We start from the raw sequence: 16,048 nt of genomic DNA, 5'->3' as shown, positions 1-16,048 counted from the left end.
TTGGTTTTTGTAAATTCGGTATCTTCCGCCGGTCACCTGGCGCGGTGTTGTTCGTGAGGTGTCAGTACCGCACAGGACGCGTACGCGACATATTCATGCGCTGTCCTGACAGGAGTCGACGGTTCGCGCTGATACTTATTTACGCTCCTATCACCGTCCGCCGCGGTGCTTCACGTACTGCGGCGGACGGACTTTTATAAGCGGTTAAACAGTTTGTGCCTGACCTTCGTGGTCAGGCACAAACTGTTTACTCGCGTCAAAAACTACACACCGGAGGGGCTGTTCGGCACCGTCGGAAGCGGGATGGTGCGGTCGTCCTCGCCGCTACCTCCGGTACCGCTCTCAGCCGCATCCTGAGGGCGGTTAGTAGCCGCTCCAGTAGAGGCGGCAGGCTGACGATTCGGCATATCCCTCGCCACAATCACACGAGCGGGACGCAAAGTCCGGTCACCCAGAATATACCCTTCCCGCTCCACCGATACCACAGTACCGGCAGGGTAATCGGGCGCAGAAGGAACCACACCCGAAACCTCGTGGATCGCCGGGTCGAACTTACCCACCGCGTCGATGCGCTGCAGTCCGCGAATCTCAAAAATACTGACGATCTCGTCGGCAACAGACTCGCTCAGCGATGCACTCGCGTCCTGATTCAGCAGACGGTCCAGGGCGTTGAGCACATCGCGGAAGAGGGAACGGTACGCCTCTCCGGATGCTCGTTCGTCACGTTCCTGCAGGCTTGCCTGTACAGAACGAATAAGCTGGTTCTTAGCGCCGTCCTCGGCGATGCGCTGCGCAAAACGTTGGTTGAGCTCGGTGAGCTGCTCCAGGACGCGCACCTCAAAGTCTTCAGTCACAAAAGGTGAGGCAGGCTGAGGCGTTTCCTCTTTAGCGGTGGCTGTCACCCCCTCATGCGTTTCCTCGTGCGGGGGCTGTTCTTTAGCCTCGCCGCCAACCGGCCACAGTTCAGGCTCAGGGACGACAGCGTCCTGAGGATCATACGTTGACACGGTCACATCTCCTTTCAAAGTTATCAATGATTGTGGGGTGCTCCCGCTCTGAAACCGCTACGGCTGACAGAGCGGGAGTATGAGGAAGATAGGCGCTCTCCCCTGTGTTCTTTGACGGCTTTCCTTAGCGGCCCAGCCTGCTCAAGCTTCGGATGAAGATACCGAAAATCATCAGGATGACGCCCAGAATTCCCGTTGCAGCTCGAGTGGGGTCATACCCCTGCCCCGTTAAAGCCCTCTGGTTGGTCTTCCAATAGGGCGGGAAGGCTGTGTAGAAAGCAAAGAGAGGAAGAAGGATGAACGTCACCAGCGTCATGTATCCGTTGATCGTGTCGTAAGCAGCCTGGTTTGAAGAGCGGATCGCCCCCTGCAGGAGCGCCCAGATGACGCTCAGGACCAGAGACCCTGCAAAGAACGTAACCACAAAGCGCACCAGCCTTCCGAAGGTAAAGGGACGGCGGCGGGCAAAACGCATGTTCTCTTCAATGTTCCGGTACTTTAGCAGCAAATCGTAGGGAAGCAGATACGCGTCCCGGACCTTTGACAGGCTCGAACGAATCGCCTTCACCTGCTCTTTCGAGTTGATGATGGTTACCCCGTTGTAGATAACGCCGTGGGAGTCTGCCTCCTCCATATGGATGATGGCGTGCAGACGTAACATCTGCGGGTTATCGGGGTACGCGGCAAGTGCGTTATCCGCATCCTGCAAAGCTTCAGCGTGCTGTCCCGCATTCCAACGACTGATGATGAAGTCGCTGATATAGTCGGTGTCCTCCGGTTTCAGAGCCATCAGCTGACGGTTGATCCCCATGACGCGCTCGTAGTCTCCGTCGCGTTGAGCCAGGCTACGCTCCATCATGAGGAGGAATTCCTCATGTTCCGAACCGTAACGGCGTGCCTGCGAAATAGCGTGCATGACATCTCGGCGACGGTTATAGTCCCAGTCGCCCCACAGGTACGCCGCTGCCAGTTTCTCCCACGCCTCAACGTCATCGGGACGAATCCTATGCATTGCCTGCGCGAACTTTACCAGAGAGTTCCAGTTCTCGTTTTCCCAGGCATAGCGCATGTCAGCGCGCAGGCGTTCCTCTTTAGAATCTCCGCTCGCAGAACGAGGCTCCGCATAAGGTCGGGGTGCGGGTCCTCGACGCCTCAACGACTCATCATAAGAGGCACGGGCAGAAGGATTCAGCAGAGTCTGCTCAACCCGGTCAAGCAACTCCAGGCGGTCCTCACCCTCACGCGCCTTGGCGCGTTCAGGGTGGCTGGTCAGGAGGCGGTACCGTTTGCGTTGCTCACGCAACGCTTTCTCCACGTCCTCAGCCGTCGCGTTTTGTGGAAGGCCGAGAACCTCATAAAAATTCTCAGTAGTCATAGGTGCTCATATCTCACCGGTGTTTCATCACCGGTGGTAATGGGTAGCGGGAGGCTAGTTCACCTCCATGCCGCCGATCTTGCGCTGCGCCTCCTGCACTTCTTCGGGTCGCAGGTTAGCCACACGCTCAATATTGAAAGAGCCGAGAGAAGCATTCGCGGTCAGGTCAATCACCTCAACACGAACCGTCTGGTCCACGTCGTAGGCGTAGATGACCTTCAGCGGCGCACCCTTCGGGTAGGCGGGCAGGGAAAGCTCACCGGTACCAACAACGGTCACCAGCTCGGGGTCGCGTTCCTCGCCCTGAGTGACCTTAATGTCCAGGGCGTTCTGGCCGTCGAGCAGGGTTCGGGTGTTCTGTTCGTGGGTGCAGGGAACCTTGGTGTTACGCGGAATCACCACATGGTTAAAAGTCGAACCGTCGGCGTTGTAGAGGATAATGCCCAGCGCCTGGCTGGTCACGTCGCTAATCTTGACGCTACCGCCCAGGAAGCCCTCCACGGTAGCCTTGGAGCCAACCTGCTCCGTGCTGACCTCCACGTCGCCAGCCAGGGTTGCCTGAACTGCAGCGCCGAGAGCGACCGCCTCATCAGGGTTGATATCGAGCTCAGGGGTCTTACCGGAGATACTCTCCACCAGGGTTCGAACCGCAGGCATGCGAGTCGAGCCGCCCACCAGCAGCACCTTATCGATATCAGCCCAGGTCAGCTTCGCCGCGCTCAGAACGTCCTCGAGAACCTCCTGGGTACGGTTCAGCAGGCTGACCGTGCACTCCTCAAACTCCTCACGAGTCAGCGGCACACGGTAGTGCTGGCCCTCAGCAGAGAACTGCACATTCGTCTTCGGAACAGTCGACAGCGCCTTCTTCGCAAATTCAGCCTTCTCACGCAGCGCGGCGGTGAGGGAAGGATCTTCCAAAGCGTCCGGGGCGCCCTGCTCCATCAGACGCTTATTCAGGTATTCCATCAGGGCGTTATCGAAATCGAAACCACCCAGGTTACGGTCACCGTCAGTAGCCAGAACCTCAAATTCGGTGCCGCTAATCTTCAAAATAGTGACGTCAAAAGTGCCACCACCCAGGTCGTACACCAGCACGGTGCCGTTGGCGTCAGCTTCCACACCGTACGACAGGGCTGCAGCGGTCGGCTCGTTCAGCACACGCAAAACATTCAGGCCAGCAATCTGACCCGCGTGGGCGGTAGCGGTACGACGTGCATCATCAAAATAAGCGGGCACGGTGATGACAGCGTCGGTTACCTCTTCGCCCAGGGCAAGCTCAGCGTCTTCCTTCAGACGCTTCAGGATAATTGCAGAAACTTCCTCAGCGGTGTACTGGGTACCCGAAGAAGCATCAAAACGCCAGGTCGGGTCGCCAATAAAACGCTTGACGTACTGGACAATGTCCTCGGGGAACGCTGCTGCCTGGCGCTTCGCCTGCTCGCCAACCAGAGGCTCATCCGCGCCGCCGAAGGACTGGAAAAGCACCACGGAGGGGGTGACGGTGTCGCCTTCTTTGTTGCGAAGCACCTCAGGCACACCCGTAGGACGAACCACCGAAACTGCAGAGTTCGTGGTTCCCAGGTCAATACCAATTGAAATACCCATAAGTCATTCTCTTTCTAGTCGTATGCTTGCTGCGGCAAAATACCGCAGATGTATATGTGAGTTAGCGTTTCTGGTTATGTCTTCGATAGCCGGCGTCCACGCTACGGCGTCGCAATACCGTTTCAGGGCTACGTCAACGGTTCGGCTCGTTTCAGCCCGTACCACCACGGCACAGGAGGCGCCAACGGAGAGTTCTTCTTCGCACGCTTCACGAAGGCTCGGTCGTCAGCCCATCGGGAGGGGAAGGCCGCCGCCATGAATACGTACGGGAACAAGATGACCTGTACAAGGTCCTTGATCCACACAGATACCGCGATGTCAGCCGGAATTGCGCTCAAACCAAGTAGCTCCACAAGCTGCGGAAGGAAAAGGTAATTCGCAAGGAAAAGCGTGACCATAGCCCCCATGAGGGTCAGGCGGCTCCTGCGTCGTCGGGCGGCAGAGACAGCTCCACGAACCTCCTGAACAGCCTGCTCAAGTTCAGCAAAACCGTTCAGAGGCAACCTCTTCAGCTGGGACAAACGCAACTGGGCTAAACGAACCTGGGCAGAACTCACCAGCAGGCCCAGCGGCGAGCGCGACGTGGCGTACGGGTTGGGCCCGGCAAAACCGCCGTACGTGCAACGGTAGACGTCGTACAGCAGAGCCCATGCGTACGCCTGAACAATCGCCGCGTCACGGCGACCGGACTTGTACTCTTCACGCGCTTCACGTATCGCCTCACGGGTATGCCCGGCCCCTGCCTGCTGCACTATCGCCTGTGCTGCTTCCAGCTGCTGGGGGTCCGAGTCCCGCCTCTCGAGCTGAGGAAGAATGCGGTACGGAGTCCTCCAGGGCTCGTTCGGAGCGGGGGTACGCTGAGCCGGAGCCTCTTTCTTCGGCTTCTCCTTCTTCCGAGATGCCCTACGTTTCTTCGGCTTTTCTGGCTTCTGACTCTTCTGAGAAGGCTCAGGTGCAGCGGGGACAACCGGAGGCTGGTTAGGAACAGCTTGAGTCGGGGGTGTCGTCGCCGAAGGATGCGGCGCATCCGGCGCGTCAGGCACACGCTGACGCAAACGCTCTAGCTCCCGCTCGTGCTCTTGCTCCTTGCGGCGCATCTCCTGCCGCAAACGTTCCATCTCACGCCGCATCTGCTCGGCCTGTTGCTGAGCGTCAAGGGCCTGCCGTTGCGGGTCCTCATTCGGTTGAACGGGTACAGTTTGTTCAGCCCCTGCGCTTCCACCGGCCGGGGCTGTCGGGGAGCTCTGAAGATTCGCGTCGTAGGCCGCACGAGACTGCTGATCCAGCAGGTGCTTCTCTGCCTCAGCGATCAGCTGCATCAGTCGTTCGCTCTCGTGACGCTTTTCTGCGTTCGGGTGATTCGCGCGTGCCCGGGCAGAACGACGCTTCTGAACGATTGCCTCACGCACCTGTGCTTCGGTTGCGTTCGGTTCAATCTCCAGGATTTCGTAGTAATTCTGCATGACGATAGCTAGTCCTCATCGCTTTCTCGTCGGTCTTCGTAGACGTTTTATGGACGGTTTATGTAGGGGTGCTTGAGGCCCGGTACCGAGCCTCAAGCTATAGGGCTGTTCTTCCGCCCCGACAGGTATACCGCTACCCGTCACCTACATGATGGTCATACCGCCAATTCGTTTCTTCGATTCCTCCACCTGAGCTTCCTTCAGATTCGACACTCGCTCGATGCTGAACGTGCCCAGAAGGATTCCGGAGGTCAAGTCCTTCACCTCCGCATGAATAATCTGATCGCGATCGTAGCTATAGGTGATGGATAGCGGTGCGCCCTTGGGGTAAGGCGGCATGCGAAGGGTCGCTTCACCTACGAGAGTGACAAAATCCGGGTCCCTGTCATCGCCCTGAGTCACACGGAATTTGACCTCGCTCTGGTAGTCGTAGACGGTCTTTACGGTAGTCGTCTCGTTCGCAGGCAAAGGAGTATTACGGGGAATGATGATGCTGTTGATCTCGTCCTTCTCGTTCTCGTCCAGCACCAGCACGCCCAGTCCCTGACTCGTCACATCCTGCACACGCACCGGAGCGCCAATGTAACCTTCAACCGCTGAGCGGCCGCCAAGGTATCCGACGGTCTCCTGGCTTTCCGGCGCCAGAAGTGCCGCCTGTACCGCGGCACCGAGGGCCACAGCTTCATCAGGGTTAATGCTCGTGTCAGGCTCTTTCCCGCTCAGAGTCTTCAGCATTGCGCGCACGGCAGGAACACGGGTAGACCCACCAACCAGAAGCACACGGGAGATATCCGACCAGCCCAGACGCGCTGATTCCAGGGTGTCGATGACCAGGTCACGCGTACGGCGCAGAAGACGCTCAATGCGTCGTTCAAACTCAGCTCGTTCAATAGTGACGCGGTACGAGGCGTTCCCGGTAGCAATCTGCACGGTAGCAGTTGGTGCCGAAGACAGGGTCTTCTTCACCTGTTCCGCCTGCTCACGCACCACGTTAAGAGTGTTCAGGTCGTCGAGGCAGCTGGGGCCTCCCTGTGAACGGACCCGCTCATCAATCATGAGCTGCAGTTCGCTGTCGAAGTCATAACCGCCCAGTCGGCGGTCACCGTCCGTCGCCAGAACCGTGAAATCACCGCCTGAAACGTTCAGGATGGTCACGTCAAAGGTGCCGCCGCCCAGATCGTACACCAGGACAGTCTCGTGGGTGTTACCCCTGGTAGAGACACCGTAGGCGAGCGCCGCAGCCGTGGGCTCGTTCAGCACGCCCAGCACGTTGAGCCCAGCAATTTCGCCGGCGTGGCGGGTCGCTAGGCGGCGTGCATCGTCAAAGTATGCAGGCACGGTGATTACCGCGTCCGTGACGGGGACATTCATCTGCATCTCGACGTCTTCTTTCAAGCGACGCAGAATCATTGCGGAGATTTCCTCCGAGGTGTAGCTGGAACCCGTAGCCGAGTCGAAACGCCAGCTGGACTCGCCCATGTACCGCTTAACGTGCTGAGCGACATCTGAACCAACACGGCTTGCGTGCTGTTTTGCTTGAACGCCAATCAGGGGCTCGTCACCAGCACCGTAGTCCTGCAGCAGGACTACAGAAGGGGTCGTATTTGCCCCATCGCGGTTTCGCACAATCCGCGGCACGCCGGTGGGATCCACCACAGCAGCAGCGGAGTTGGTTGTGCCCAGGTCAATTCCGATGGCAATTCCCATCGTTTTTCTCCATCCCTCGTCGAGTAGTGTTTTTCACGGAACGCCGCATCTCTGAGGCTCCGTATAGGTTGGCTCCGTATAGGTTTAGAAGGTCGTATATGAGTCCCTATTCATGAACGCACCGTGACCAGTTGTGTAGTCCCAGCAGGTCACGCCCTTTTCCGTCGCGCCACAGACAATGTTCCCGCTGTACACGCTGGTGTTATACAGCAGCACAGCGTCAGTCTGGGTAAAGGTTTCAGGGGTTTCGTGAGAGGTCAGGCGTGCTTCTTCTGCGGTGAAATCGATCCACCAGAGGGGCTCGCCATCGGCTGCTACTCCGTAGGGCTTATCGTCGTAGTAGTTCACAATTCCACACCCAAATTTTCCGTCGATATTCTGGCAAATAATATTGCCTGTCGGAGAGCGGAAAATCGGAGCGGTCAGCCCGTTACGGGTCGTTGAAGAAAGCAGCTCAACAGCACCGGAGGGGATGCGCTTCTCCCCTGCTCCGGGGTATGCATCGGCAGGGATTTTCCCCTTCTTGGGGGTGCTCGAGGAGCTGAACTGGATGCCCCGGAATAGGTTCTCTACGAATCCTCCGCCGCTACCATCGGGGTGTGTGTACCCCCAGATGTTTCCGCATCCGGTCAGCAGGCAGGCTAGAGTAATGGCCAGCGTGGCACCCACGCCACGGCGAGGCTGCTTCTTCTTGTTGTCAACGTTCATTGTTCTTCCTTCCTGTAAGGGCTCCCGTAGAGCCCGGCTAGTGTGCCGGGCTCTACGACTGGCAAACGGTACGGCTGGCAAACGGTTACGCGCCCCAGGGTAGTACCCCGCGGCGGGCCTTCGTCAGAGCGTCACGTGCATCCGGGTCGGTTTCCATCTTTTCTTCAAATGCTCGGTACTGGTCGAGCACCATTGCGTCAATGACTTCACGTTCACGCGAGCCGAAGATGGGAGTAGGTAGCTGCTCTTCCAGGCGGCGAAGGACTGCCTGAGAAATAAGCATGGTGCCTTCCGTCTTGTAGAGGTAGGGCAATGCGTAGCCCACGCGGAGTACCGTCACCGGCAGTCCCCATTCGTAATGAATGGTGAAGGCGAGGTTCTCGGTCTGCTCAGCGACCTCATGGTCGAACGTACCGCTCTGGAATTTTGCCGGATGCGATACATCGTAGGGCGCGCCGGGTTCGCATTCTACGCATCGACGGTAATACTCCGAGAGAGGGATTGGCTGCTCGTAGAGCTTGCCGTCGGTGCGGTAGGTTGCGGTCGAGCAGGGGGTCTGCTCGTATCGTTCGTCGTAGTCCAGCGCGCCGGTCTCAAGAATGATAACCTTCGGGTTGTACGCGCTAAGTTGCGTCAACAGGCTGTTGAGGGCTTCGTCCCGCTGGATATCAGGCACCTGCCCGTAAACAAGCACGAGGTGATGGTCAGGGGTTACCCCCTCCTCACCGGGCAGGAGCATGTGCCGGATGCGCATCTCCAGCGCTTCGTCGCTCTCGTAGAGTGCCTTATTCATCTGGTCTACGCGGAAGGATCGTTCCTCAGGCGCCATCAGGGCGACGGTACGCAGGGGCTGGCAGTTTGTCCAGCGGCTGTCCTTCGGGCCGCGACGGTAATCCACCAGACCGGGGTACACGCCAAATACAACGGTGCATTCGGCTCCTTCAGCCAGTTCCTGGACCATCTGCTGTGAGTTCATCTCCTGTTCTATGTTCTCGGAAGCGGATGCTTCGTCCTCAGCCGCGTTTTTGATGTCTACCTGAATATTGGGGTTGCGGGTGGCCTCGTACCATTGGGCGTTCGGGTCCTTCGAGAAGGTTGAGGTTCGGTACGCTATTTCGCCGTATGCCTCGAACTCGATTGCCACGCGGGTTGCTAGTTCGAAATCCCAAATAATTCCTTGGACGACATCCACATCAATCGGTAGCTCTTCGACCTGGGGATATTCTTCTGCCGCCTGAATACGGTTCGTCTGCCAAGTGGTAAGAGCGTGGCTTCCTGCAGACATCTGGTAGGTCATTTGGTAGAGCGCTTCAACCGACTGAATGTCCTGCAGCAGTTCTTCGCCGAAGGGGAAATACTCCGTTTCACGCAGGTGGTTCGTCAAAATCCACAGCATGTGCGATGCACCCCAGACGTGAGGTCCCATACCCAAAATCTGCGGAACACTAATGCGGTAGATATAGACATTCAGGGTGCTCTTATTCCCAAATACCTCAGCGATTTCCTCAGCGCTCAGAGAGGAACCGATTTCCGGGGTGGATTTGATGAGCTCGTTGCCTTCAATGCAGGGGGTTTTACCGCGGCCATCTGCGGGAAAAGCCGAGTGATCCTTCCAGAAGACGCGGGGCTTGAACGAGCTGTGCAGGCTGAGGTTAACGATCTCTTCACGCTGCCCCTTAGCGGTGCCGGGCGCGCCCTTCATCGGCACAGAATAGGTGGTGAATGATTCGTAGCCGGGCCCCAGCTTCTCATTGGCTACCCCGGTAAAGTGGGAGGCCAGCACGTACACCTTAGTACGGTTCCAAGTTTCGGCGGCGCGCAGTTTCGAAGCAAAAAGGGCGAGCTTGGCGTAGAACCCCTGGGGGTTCTTATCCGGTGCGTCACCGGTTACCAGGTACAGTCGAGGTGTTCCGTACAGGCTGGATAGCGCGTACTTCTGATTGACAGGACCAAAGTCTGCTCCCATCACCAGGTGACATACGGGAGGGTTCAGAGGAGGTACCGAGTAGAAGGGGGAAAAATCAAACCCCAAGTCTACGGTCCGGCATTCGGAGGCGCTCAGGTGTAGCGCCTCCACGGCGAGAGAGGCGTTCGTCGGTTGCCCTGCTGAGTCGTTCAGTCCCAGGAAAAGAGCCGCGTAAGCGTTCTTGGCAGCGTGCGGGTTGTTAAGTTCAAGGGTTCCGCATTGATCGTGGGCACGGTATCGGTCACGGAAGTAAGCAGAAACGCGCTCAGCGCTCCCCCAATCGCCGGTGAAAGTCGTCATCTCGATGGCTCTCCTCATTATGACGGTACCGTCGCTGGCATCATCATATGTCGTATGGGTGTGGTTGTGTTCAGTGTCTTAATCATGCCACAGGTCATCTTCACCGAGTGACCTGTATCGTCATCTACTCCTCTGCTGAGACAGTTATTCATATGTTGTGTGGGGTTGATCTAACAGCGTTTGTTTGCCTTTGATGTCCACTTCAAGCGCCGTATCATAGATATATAGGCTTATTGATTCTATTCTGGTCGCCGAAGATGGCGGTTGGTTATGCATCTGGCACCTTCCGGTGGTCGTGAGAACGGAGAGAGGCTCCGTTGGAAGGAGGGAGCGGGTTTCCCGCACCGATTATGGTTGATGTCCGTCGCCGCAAGCTTGCAATTATTGCTATGAACGTTTCGGTTCTTGCAGCTGCTCTCTCCTGGCTGTTGGTGCTCTTCTCTGTCATGTATTCTCCCGCAGCTGTACCGTGGGCTCTGGGCGTTGCTATCGTACTGACTGTGATTGGCGCCTACGCGCTGTACCGCTACTACTCCAAGTACTCGCACGTGCTCCCGAACGAGGACCCGGACGCACACGATGTGCTCGGTCACGACCTGCACTCGACCCACCTGCCGCACCTTCACCACACGGAGGGCAATCCCAACGGAGCAGCTGCTAAGTAGCGTGCCTGCCATCCCCTAGACAGCATAAATGTGCCGCCTCACCGGTACCGGTGAGGCGGCACGTTTGCATTAAAATCGCGGTTCAGAGTCCGACCCTACACTCAAGATTATTTCTGGTTTGAGTCAGTGCTCCGCTGCGCTTCAGCTTCGGCTCTGGCTAGTTCTAGTCTTTTGTTCTCTTCGACGATCAGAGCGTTATATTTCCAGCCGGGGATTCGCTCAACAAGCCACCCAACCCAGAGGAGCGCAGCGGTAATGAGAGCGACAGGAATCAGGTAAATGAGGGCTCTCGGGTCCCGGGTGTGGTCTGAGCCAAGCACGGTGAGTTCCCATAGCAGAAGGACTGGTGCCGCCATGGAAGGCATCACTATAAAAAGGATGAGGGCATAGTAAATGCCCATCTTGCTACCGGGTTTACCTCTATTTATACGAGCCTGGGTAACGGCTCTCTCCAGGCGTTTGTATTCCTCTAAGGTTTCGCCGTCTAGAAGCGAATCGTTAGGGATCTTGGCCATGACGTACCGTACGGCTTCTAAATCTGAGGGCGAGCAAATAAAGATATGTCCCTGGGACGTAACGGTATATTCTTTCGCGATGTCGAGGCACGCCTGCGCGTAACGGTTATTGAGCTCTCGGCTCTCCGGGTTTTCTTTGAGTTGCCGGCGGATGTCTTTCAGATCTTCCATGTTTCTCCTTGCAATTTCAGTCGTCGTTGAACCCAACGTTGGGGCACGAGAAACACAGGTCATCCCCCACCCGGTGCGGGGTGGAGAAGCCGGAGTATTGAATTGCGGTGTATCGGTGTGTACTTCACAGAATGCCAGGTCTTCGGGCTCAATCAAAATTGGCGGGACCTCGTGAGAGGCGTAACCGGCGATGTGTATATCTCGTAGCGGTTAGTTATAGACAAAACCCGCCGCGGGTACGGTACGGAGGCGCGCCTCCCCTATGATGGTTGAAAGGGGTATTTACCCCTATACATCATCTGCAGTACACGCCCACGAGCCTACGAGGAAGAGCATGACCAAAGCGACCGATTCGCCGCAGCCGCCGGAAGCGCTCTCGCGCTGGTACACGCGCTATGCAAGCCCCGTGGGCACGCTCTACATCGCCACCCGTGCGGATGCGCTTGTCGGCATTTGGTACGAGGACCAGGCGCATTTTCCGCTCCCCCATGAGCTCGGTGAACTAATCGAGAATCCCGTCACCTACCTACGGGAGCACGGCGCTGCAGAAGGTGAAGAGCCAGCCGATGAGTATGCTGCGGCGCAGCTGCTGTCCCGCGCTGAGGTGGAGCTCTCCGAGTACTTTGAGCGCAAGCGCACTTCTTTTACGTTGCCCCTAGATCCTGAGGGCACCGATTTTCAGCTGATTGTATGGGAGCATCTGAAGACTGTTCCTGCTGGGTACACCACGACCTACGGTGATATTTCGCGAGCGGTCGGCCCCGGTGCCCCCGCGCAGGCGGTGGGTCAGGCGGTTGGCCGTAACAAAATTTCCATTATGATTCCTTGTCACCGCGTTATTGGTGCCGATGGAAGCCTCACCGGTTATGCCGGCGGTGTTGAGCGTAAACAATTCCTCCTTGATTTGGAGGAGCCGGAAGAGGTGCGGGAGGCGCGGCTCTTCTAGCGCCTGCCGGCTAGTCTTCGAAGCTCATGACGGGATAGGGTATGCATCGGATGCGTATCCCGCCCTTTTTCGTACCTGTTTTCGGTTTCGATGCTCTGCAACACGACACAAAATCGAATATAGTTGCGACTCAATCATAGAAGAGCTACTGTTTAAGTAGAACATGATTCCGAAACACTCGGATCGGCTCAGCAATCTCAGAGAGGAGAAACCGTGACCTCGCAACCTACTATTCCCGCCGACCCCCTCGAAAACGCCCCGAGCTACCCCACGTGGGTGACCGATGAGCTTCTGCGCGACTACTACGACACCGAATGGGGCATGCCCGTCACCGATGAACGAGGACTCTTCGAAGCCCTGAGCCTCGAGGCTTTTCAGGTGGGGCTCTCGTGGCGCACGATTCTTGCCCGCCGAGAGGCATTCCGCCGCGTTTTCGAGGGTTTCGACCCCGAACGCGTGGCTGCGTTCACCGACCATGATGTTGCGCGGCTCCTCCAGAATGAAGACATTATCCGTAACGAGAGGAAGATTCGCGCGGTCATCTCCAATGCACGGCTGACCCTGCGGATGCGCGAGCTTGCCGCAACGCCCCGTGACGCCTCCACGGAGGATATTCGTCTTCCCCTTATCGCGCCCTCTTCTACCCCGGCCAAAGAGGATAGCAGCGAGGCGGCAGACACTCGCCGCCGTCGGGTTCGCACCCTGAGCTTCGAGGATCTGGAACGGATGCGCGAGCGCACCCTCAGCGACGGAACACGCGTACCGGCTGGCTTGCCCGCGTGGCTGTGGTCTTTCGCGCCGAGCAATACTATCGCGCCGCATACCCTGCAGGATATTCCTACCGATACGCCCGAGTCCGCGCTCCTCGCCAAGTCTTTTAAAGCTCTGGGCGGGGTATTCCTGGGCCCGGTGACCGCGTATGCGCTCATGTGTGCGGTCGGCATGGTGGACGCTCACCTGGTGGGTTCGCATCGGCGCGGCTGTTCGGGGCTCTTTACCTAAGACCCCTCGCCCTAAGCTCCCCTCGCTCGGCGTGCTCGCACCCAAGAGCATAGAAAAGCCGCGCGCCACTTCGTAGAAGTAAGCACGCGGCTTCTATACGTTGAGATGTTCCGCTCTGAATTAGATCGTCACAGGATTAGATCGTTACAAAGAGGAAAATCAGCGCCAGCAGCGGCGGGGTCAGCTGAATCAGCGCCGGCTTGCGCTTATCCGGAGAGGTGAGGAACAGGTAGGCACCGGCAACCGCCATGGAGCCCAGACCTGCGAACATGAGCGCCACGCCCACCTGCGGGGAGCCGAACCAGAATGCGAGCAGACCAGTTGCGGCGATCCAGGCGAGCATCAGGTTGTACAGGCCCTGGTTTGCCGCCATCTCCTTGGTGGATTCAGCGAATTCTTCGGTCATTCCGAAGGTTTCGCGGCCCTTGGGCTTGGTCCAGAGGAAGGATTCAATAATCCAGATGTAGACATGAATAGCTATAGCAATAAAGGCAAAGACAGTAGTAATCGTTGCGAGCGCCTGCATTGTTTTTCCTTAAGCAGTAGGTGTTCTATGAGGCGCCTGCCCGTTCTTTCTTCTGGAGCACAATCTGTGGTGATGCGCAGAATGATGCAGGAGCAAGCACAAGAAGTAATTCTACGCCTCTTCCCGGTCTGTTGGAACTTCCTGAATATACGTGAAACCCCTCGAATCGTCTTCTGCAGAGAAAATTGCAGGGTTCTCATCGAGGGGTTTCTACGCAGGGTTACGCCGAATCCGGTATCGGTCTTTAGCCCATCATGAGCGACAGAGCGAAGGACCAGACGCAGACCAGGCCCAGCAGAATAGCGCTGTACTTAATGGACATGGAGGTAATCTTCGATTCCTCACCGGCGCTATTTACTGCCGCCGCAGCGATTGCGATGGACTGCGGGGAGACGATCTTACCCATCACGCCACCGGCGGTGTTTGCGGCGACGAGCAGGGTCGGGTCAACAGCAATCTGGGCTGCGGTGGTGGACTGCAGGCCCGCGAAGAGCACGTTAGCGTTCGTCACGGAGCCGGTCACGAACACGCCAATCCAACCGATAATCGGGGACAGCAACGGGAAGACCGGGCCAGCTGCCGCGAGCGCGAGCGCAATGGAGGTGGTCATACCGGCGTGGTTCATCACGTTTGCGACGGACATGACCAGGCAGATCATGAGGATCGGCATCTTCAGCTGGTTCCAGGTGCCGCCGAGTTCTTCAAAGGCTTCACCCCAGCTAATCTTCGAGGTCAGCACGGTAATCAGTGCTGCCACCAGAATTGCGGTACCGGAAGCACCAAGGATGTTCCAGGAGAACATCGCGGTCACGGTCTTACCGGCGCCGGTGACGATTGCCTCGTGAATGCCGGGGATGGGGAACGCCAGGGTTGCGGCACCAAGCGGACCGGTGGTTGCGAACACGGGCTTGAGCGCGGTGGACCAGAGCAGGATGGTTGCGGAGAGGAAGATGAAGGGGCTCCACGCCTTAACGATCTCGCCGCCGGTGTGCTTGACGCCCTGCTGCGCCTGAACTTCTTCGAGGCTGGGAGCGGTAGGTTCACGGTAAATGTGCTTGGGCTGCCAGGAACGCATGACGAGTGCCAGCGCTACCAGGGACAGCAGCGGCGGGATGATGTCGACCAGTTCGGGCGAGCCGAGCAGTATCAGGATAGCTGCCTGACCGCCGGAGAAGATCACGCCGGTCATGAGCGCTACGAGACCGACTTCGCGGATGCCGCGCATACCGTCCTGGATTGCGACCATCAGCAGCGGCACGAAGGCGACGAAGATCTGCAGTACCGGTACCATGCCTGCGGACAGGTGTGCGGTGTCCAGGCCGCCGACCTTAGCTGCGGTGGTCACGGGGATACCGATAGCACCGTATGCGCCGGACGCGGCGTTGGCTACCAGCGCCAGCATGGATGCCTTGAGGGGGTTGAAACCCAGAGATACCAGCAGTGCAGCAGAGATAGCGATCGGGATGCCGAAGCCTGCCGCGCCTTCGATGAAGCCGCCGAAGCAGAAGGCAATCAGCAGCACCTGGATGCGCTGGTCGTTTGAGATGGAGGAGACGGAGGAGCGCACGATATCGAAGTTACCGGCGCGCACGGCGATGCGGTAAAGCCACACAGCCATCAGCACAATCCAGCCGATGGGCCACATGCCCGAGAGGAAGCCGGAGAGGATGGAGCCGGCACCTGCGGTGATGGGCAGGCCGAAGACGGCGCAGCCGATGATGAGGGTGGTGCCGAGGGTCAGCAGTGCTGACTTGAGGCCGCTGAGTTTCAGGACGGTCAGGCCCAACAGGAAGAGGATGATGGGTACTGCTGCGACCAGTGCGGAGAGCACCGGTGAGTTCAGCGGGTCGTAGGTTTGCTGCCACATAGGGCGGGTGGTCCTTTCGGTCTGTGTGTATTAGCGGTCGCTTCTTCCGGTACGGCGCCTGCGCTGTATGGAAGCGTTAGGCCGCATAAAAACCGATGGCCCCGGTCCTTGCGTCGTGGAGGGGTCCATCGGTGAAGCGTGATGGTCTTGAGCTGCCGGGCGTTTGGTTGTATGACGTGGCGATATGCCGAGGCCATATACCGGGGCCATATACCGGGGCCATAT

Annotated in this window: 13 protein-coding genes; 3 read left to right on the top strand and 10 right to left on the bottom strand. The window is 57.9% G+C overall.

Going from position 1 to position 16,048, the window contains the following annotated elements; genetic code table 11:
- Positions 1-263: 263 nt before the first annotated feature.
- The 7 genes from grpE to HMPREF2879_RS07045 all read right to left on the bottom strand — a co-directional run bounded on the left by grpE (position 264) and on the right by HMPREF2879_RS07045 (position 10,131).
- Positions 264-1,013 (bottom strand): nucleotide exchange factor GrpE, encoded by a 750-nt coding sequence (gene grpE / locus HMPREF2879_RS07075; protein WP_161800496.1) that lies wholly within the window; start codon positions 1,011-1,013, stop codon positions 264-266.
- Positions 1,014-1,131: 118 nt separating this feature from the next.
- Positions 1,132-2,382, bottom strand: a complete 1,251-nt coding sequence (locus HMPREF2879_RS07070; RefSeq protein ID WP_070635131.1) for a DnaJ domain-containing protein — start codon at positions 2,380-2,382, stop codon at positions 1,132-1,134.
- 54 nt (positions 2,383-2,436) lie between these two features.
- Positions 2,437-3,987: an Hsp70 family protein gene (locus tag HMPREF2879_RS07065; protein WP_049362819.1), complete on the bottom strand. Its 1,551-nt coding sequence runs from the start codon at positions 3,985-3,987 to the stop codon at positions 2,437-2,439.
- A gap of 128 nt (positions 3,988-4,115) precedes the next feature.
- Positions 4,116-5,450: a J domain-containing protein gene (locus tag HMPREF2879_RS07060; RefSeq protein WP_070635130.1), complete on the bottom strand. Its 1,335-nt coding sequence runs from the start codon at positions 5,448-5,450 to the stop codon at positions 4,116-4,118.
- 144 nt (positions 5,451-5,594) lie between these two features.
- Positions 5,595-7,157: an Hsp70 family protein gene (locus HMPREF2879_RS07055; protein ID WP_070635129.1), complete on the bottom strand. Its 1,563-nt coding sequence runs from the start codon at positions 7,155-7,157 to the stop codon at positions 5,595-5,597.
- Between the two features lie 84 nt (positions 7,158-7,241).
- Positions 7,242-7,865, bottom strand: a complete 624-nt coding sequence (locus tag HMPREF2879_RS07050; protein WP_049362811.1) for a hypothetical protein — start codon at positions 7,863-7,865, stop codon at positions 7,242-7,244.
- Between the two features lie 85 nt (positions 7,866-7,950).
- Positions 7,951-10,131, bottom strand: coding sequence for a hypothetical protein (locus HMPREF2879_RS07045; RefSeq protein WP_070635128.1), 2,181 nt, complete (start codon positions 10,129-10,131; stop codon positions 7,951-7,953).
- Positions 10,132-10,481: 350 nt separating this feature from the next.
- Here HMPREF2879_RS07045 and HMPREF2879_RS07040 point away from each other — a divergent pair, with 350 nt between their 5' ends.
- A complete protein-coding gene (locus HMPREF2879_RS07040) occupies positions 10,482-10,796 on the top strand; it encodes an N-acyl-D-glutamate deacylase (RefSeq protein ID WP_141744446.1) in 315 nt (104 codons plus the stop codon).
- Positions 10,797-10,903: 107 nt separating this feature from the next.
- Here HMPREF2879_RS07040 and HMPREF2879_RS07035 read toward each other — a convergent pair whose 3' ends face one another.
- The gene (locus tag HMPREF2879_RS07035) at positions 10,904-11,482 is read right to left on the bottom strand and encodes a hypothetical protein (RefSeq protein WP_044150609.1); all 579 of its coding nucleotides are present in this window, start codon (positions 11,480-11,482) and stop codon (positions 10,904-10,906) included.
- A gap of 334 nt (positions 11,483-11,816) precedes the next feature.
- Between HMPREF2879_RS07035 and HMPREF2879_RS07030 the strand changes: the two genes are divergently transcribed.
- Together HMPREF2879_RS07030 and HMPREF2879_RS07025 are read left to right on the top strand one after the other, a co-directional pair.
- Complete coding sequence (locus HMPREF2879_RS07030; protein WP_049345282.1) at positions 11,817-12,428, top strand: methylated-DNA--[protein]-cysteine S-methyltransferase; 612 nt, start codon at positions 11,817-11,819, stop codon at positions 12,426-12,428.
- 213 nt (positions 12,429-12,641) lie between these two features.
- Positions 12,642-13,430 (top strand): DNA-3-methyladenine glycosylase I, encoded by a 789-nt coding sequence (locus tag HMPREF2879_RS07025; protein WP_070506790.1) that lies wholly within the window; start codon positions 12,642-12,644, stop codon positions 13,428-13,430.
- Positions 13,431-13,566: 136 nt separating this feature from the next.
- Here the strand turns inward: HMPREF2879_RS07025 and HMPREF2879_RS07020 are convergent, their stop codons facing one another.
- On the bottom strand, positions 13,567-13,956 hold the full coding sequence (locus HMPREF2879_RS07020; RefSeq protein WP_070635127.1) for a DUF1304 domain-containing protein: 390 nt from the start codon (positions 13,954-13,956) through the stop codon (positions 13,567-13,569).
- 244 nt (positions 13,957-14,200) lie between these two features.
- Positions 14,201-15,823 carry an L-lactate permease gene (locus HMPREF2879_RS07015; protein WP_070635126.1) on the bottom strand — a complete coding sequence of 541 codons (1,623 nt, stop codon included), beginning with the start codon at positions 15,821-15,823 and terminating at the stop codon, positions 14,201-14,203.
- Between the last annotated feature and the right edge of the window lie 225 nt (positions 15,824-16,048).

It is taken from the genome of Rothia sp. HMSC069C04 (assembly GCF_001812895.1).
Taxonomy (GTDB): Bacteria; Actinomycetota; Actinomycetes; order Actinomycetales; family Micrococcaceae; genus Rothia.
The sequence above is the reverse complement of the archived record's forward strand: the minus strand, read 5'-3'. Positions and strand labels throughout refer to the sequence as shown.

What these genes read in the sequence shown, in the direction of transcription:
- HMPREF2879_RS07070 (WP_070635131.1), bottom strand. Translation starts at nt 2,382, where the DNA reads ATGACTACTGAGAATTTTTATGAGGTTCTCGGCCTTCCACAAAACGCG.
- HMPREF2879_RS07065 (WP_049362819.1), bottom strand. Translation starts at nt 3,987, where the DNA reads ATGGGTATTTCAATTGGTATTGACCTGGGAACCACGAACTCTGCAGTT.
- HMPREF2879_RS07060 (WP_070635130.1), bottom strand. Translation starts at nt 5,450, where the DNA reads ATGCAGAATTACTACGAAATCCTGGAGATTGAACCGAACGCAACCGAA.
- HMPREF2879_RS07055 (WP_070635129.1), bottom strand. Translation starts at nt 7,157, where the DNA reads ATGGGAATTGCCATCGGAATTGACCTGGGCACAACCAACTCCGCTGCT.
- HMPREF2879_RS07050 (WP_049362811.1), bottom strand. Translation starts at nt 7,865, where the DNA reads ATGAACGTTGACAACAAGAAGAAGCAGCCTCGCCGTGGCGTGGGTGCC.
- HMPREF2879_RS07045 (WP_070635128.1), bottom strand. Translation starts at nt 10,131, where the DNA reads ATGACGACTTTCACCGGCGATTGGGGGAGCGCTGAGCGCGTTTCTGCT.
- HMPREF2879_RS07040 (WP_141744446.1), top strand. Translation starts at nt 10,482, where the DNA reads ATGGTTGATGTCCGTCGCCGCAAGCTTGCAATTATTGCTATGAACGTT.
- HMPREF2879_RS07035 (WP_044150609.1), bottom strand. Translation starts at nt 11,482, where the DNA reads ATGGAAGATCTGAAAGACATCCGCCGGCAACTCAAAGAAAACCCGGAG.
- HMPREF2879_RS07030 (WP_049345282.1), top strand. Translation starts at nt 11,817, where the DNA reads ATGACCAAAGCGACCGATTCGCCGCAGCCGCCGGAAGCGCTCTCGCGC.
- HMPREF2879_RS07020 (WP_070635127.1), bottom strand. Translation starts at nt 13,956, where the DNA reads ATGCAGGCGCTCGCAACGATTACTACTGTCTTTGCCTTTATTGCTATA.
- HMPREF2879_RS07015 (WP_070635126.1), bottom strand. Translation starts at nt 15,823, where the DNA reads ATGTGGCAGCAAACCTACGACCCGCTGAACTCACCGGTGCTCTCCGCA.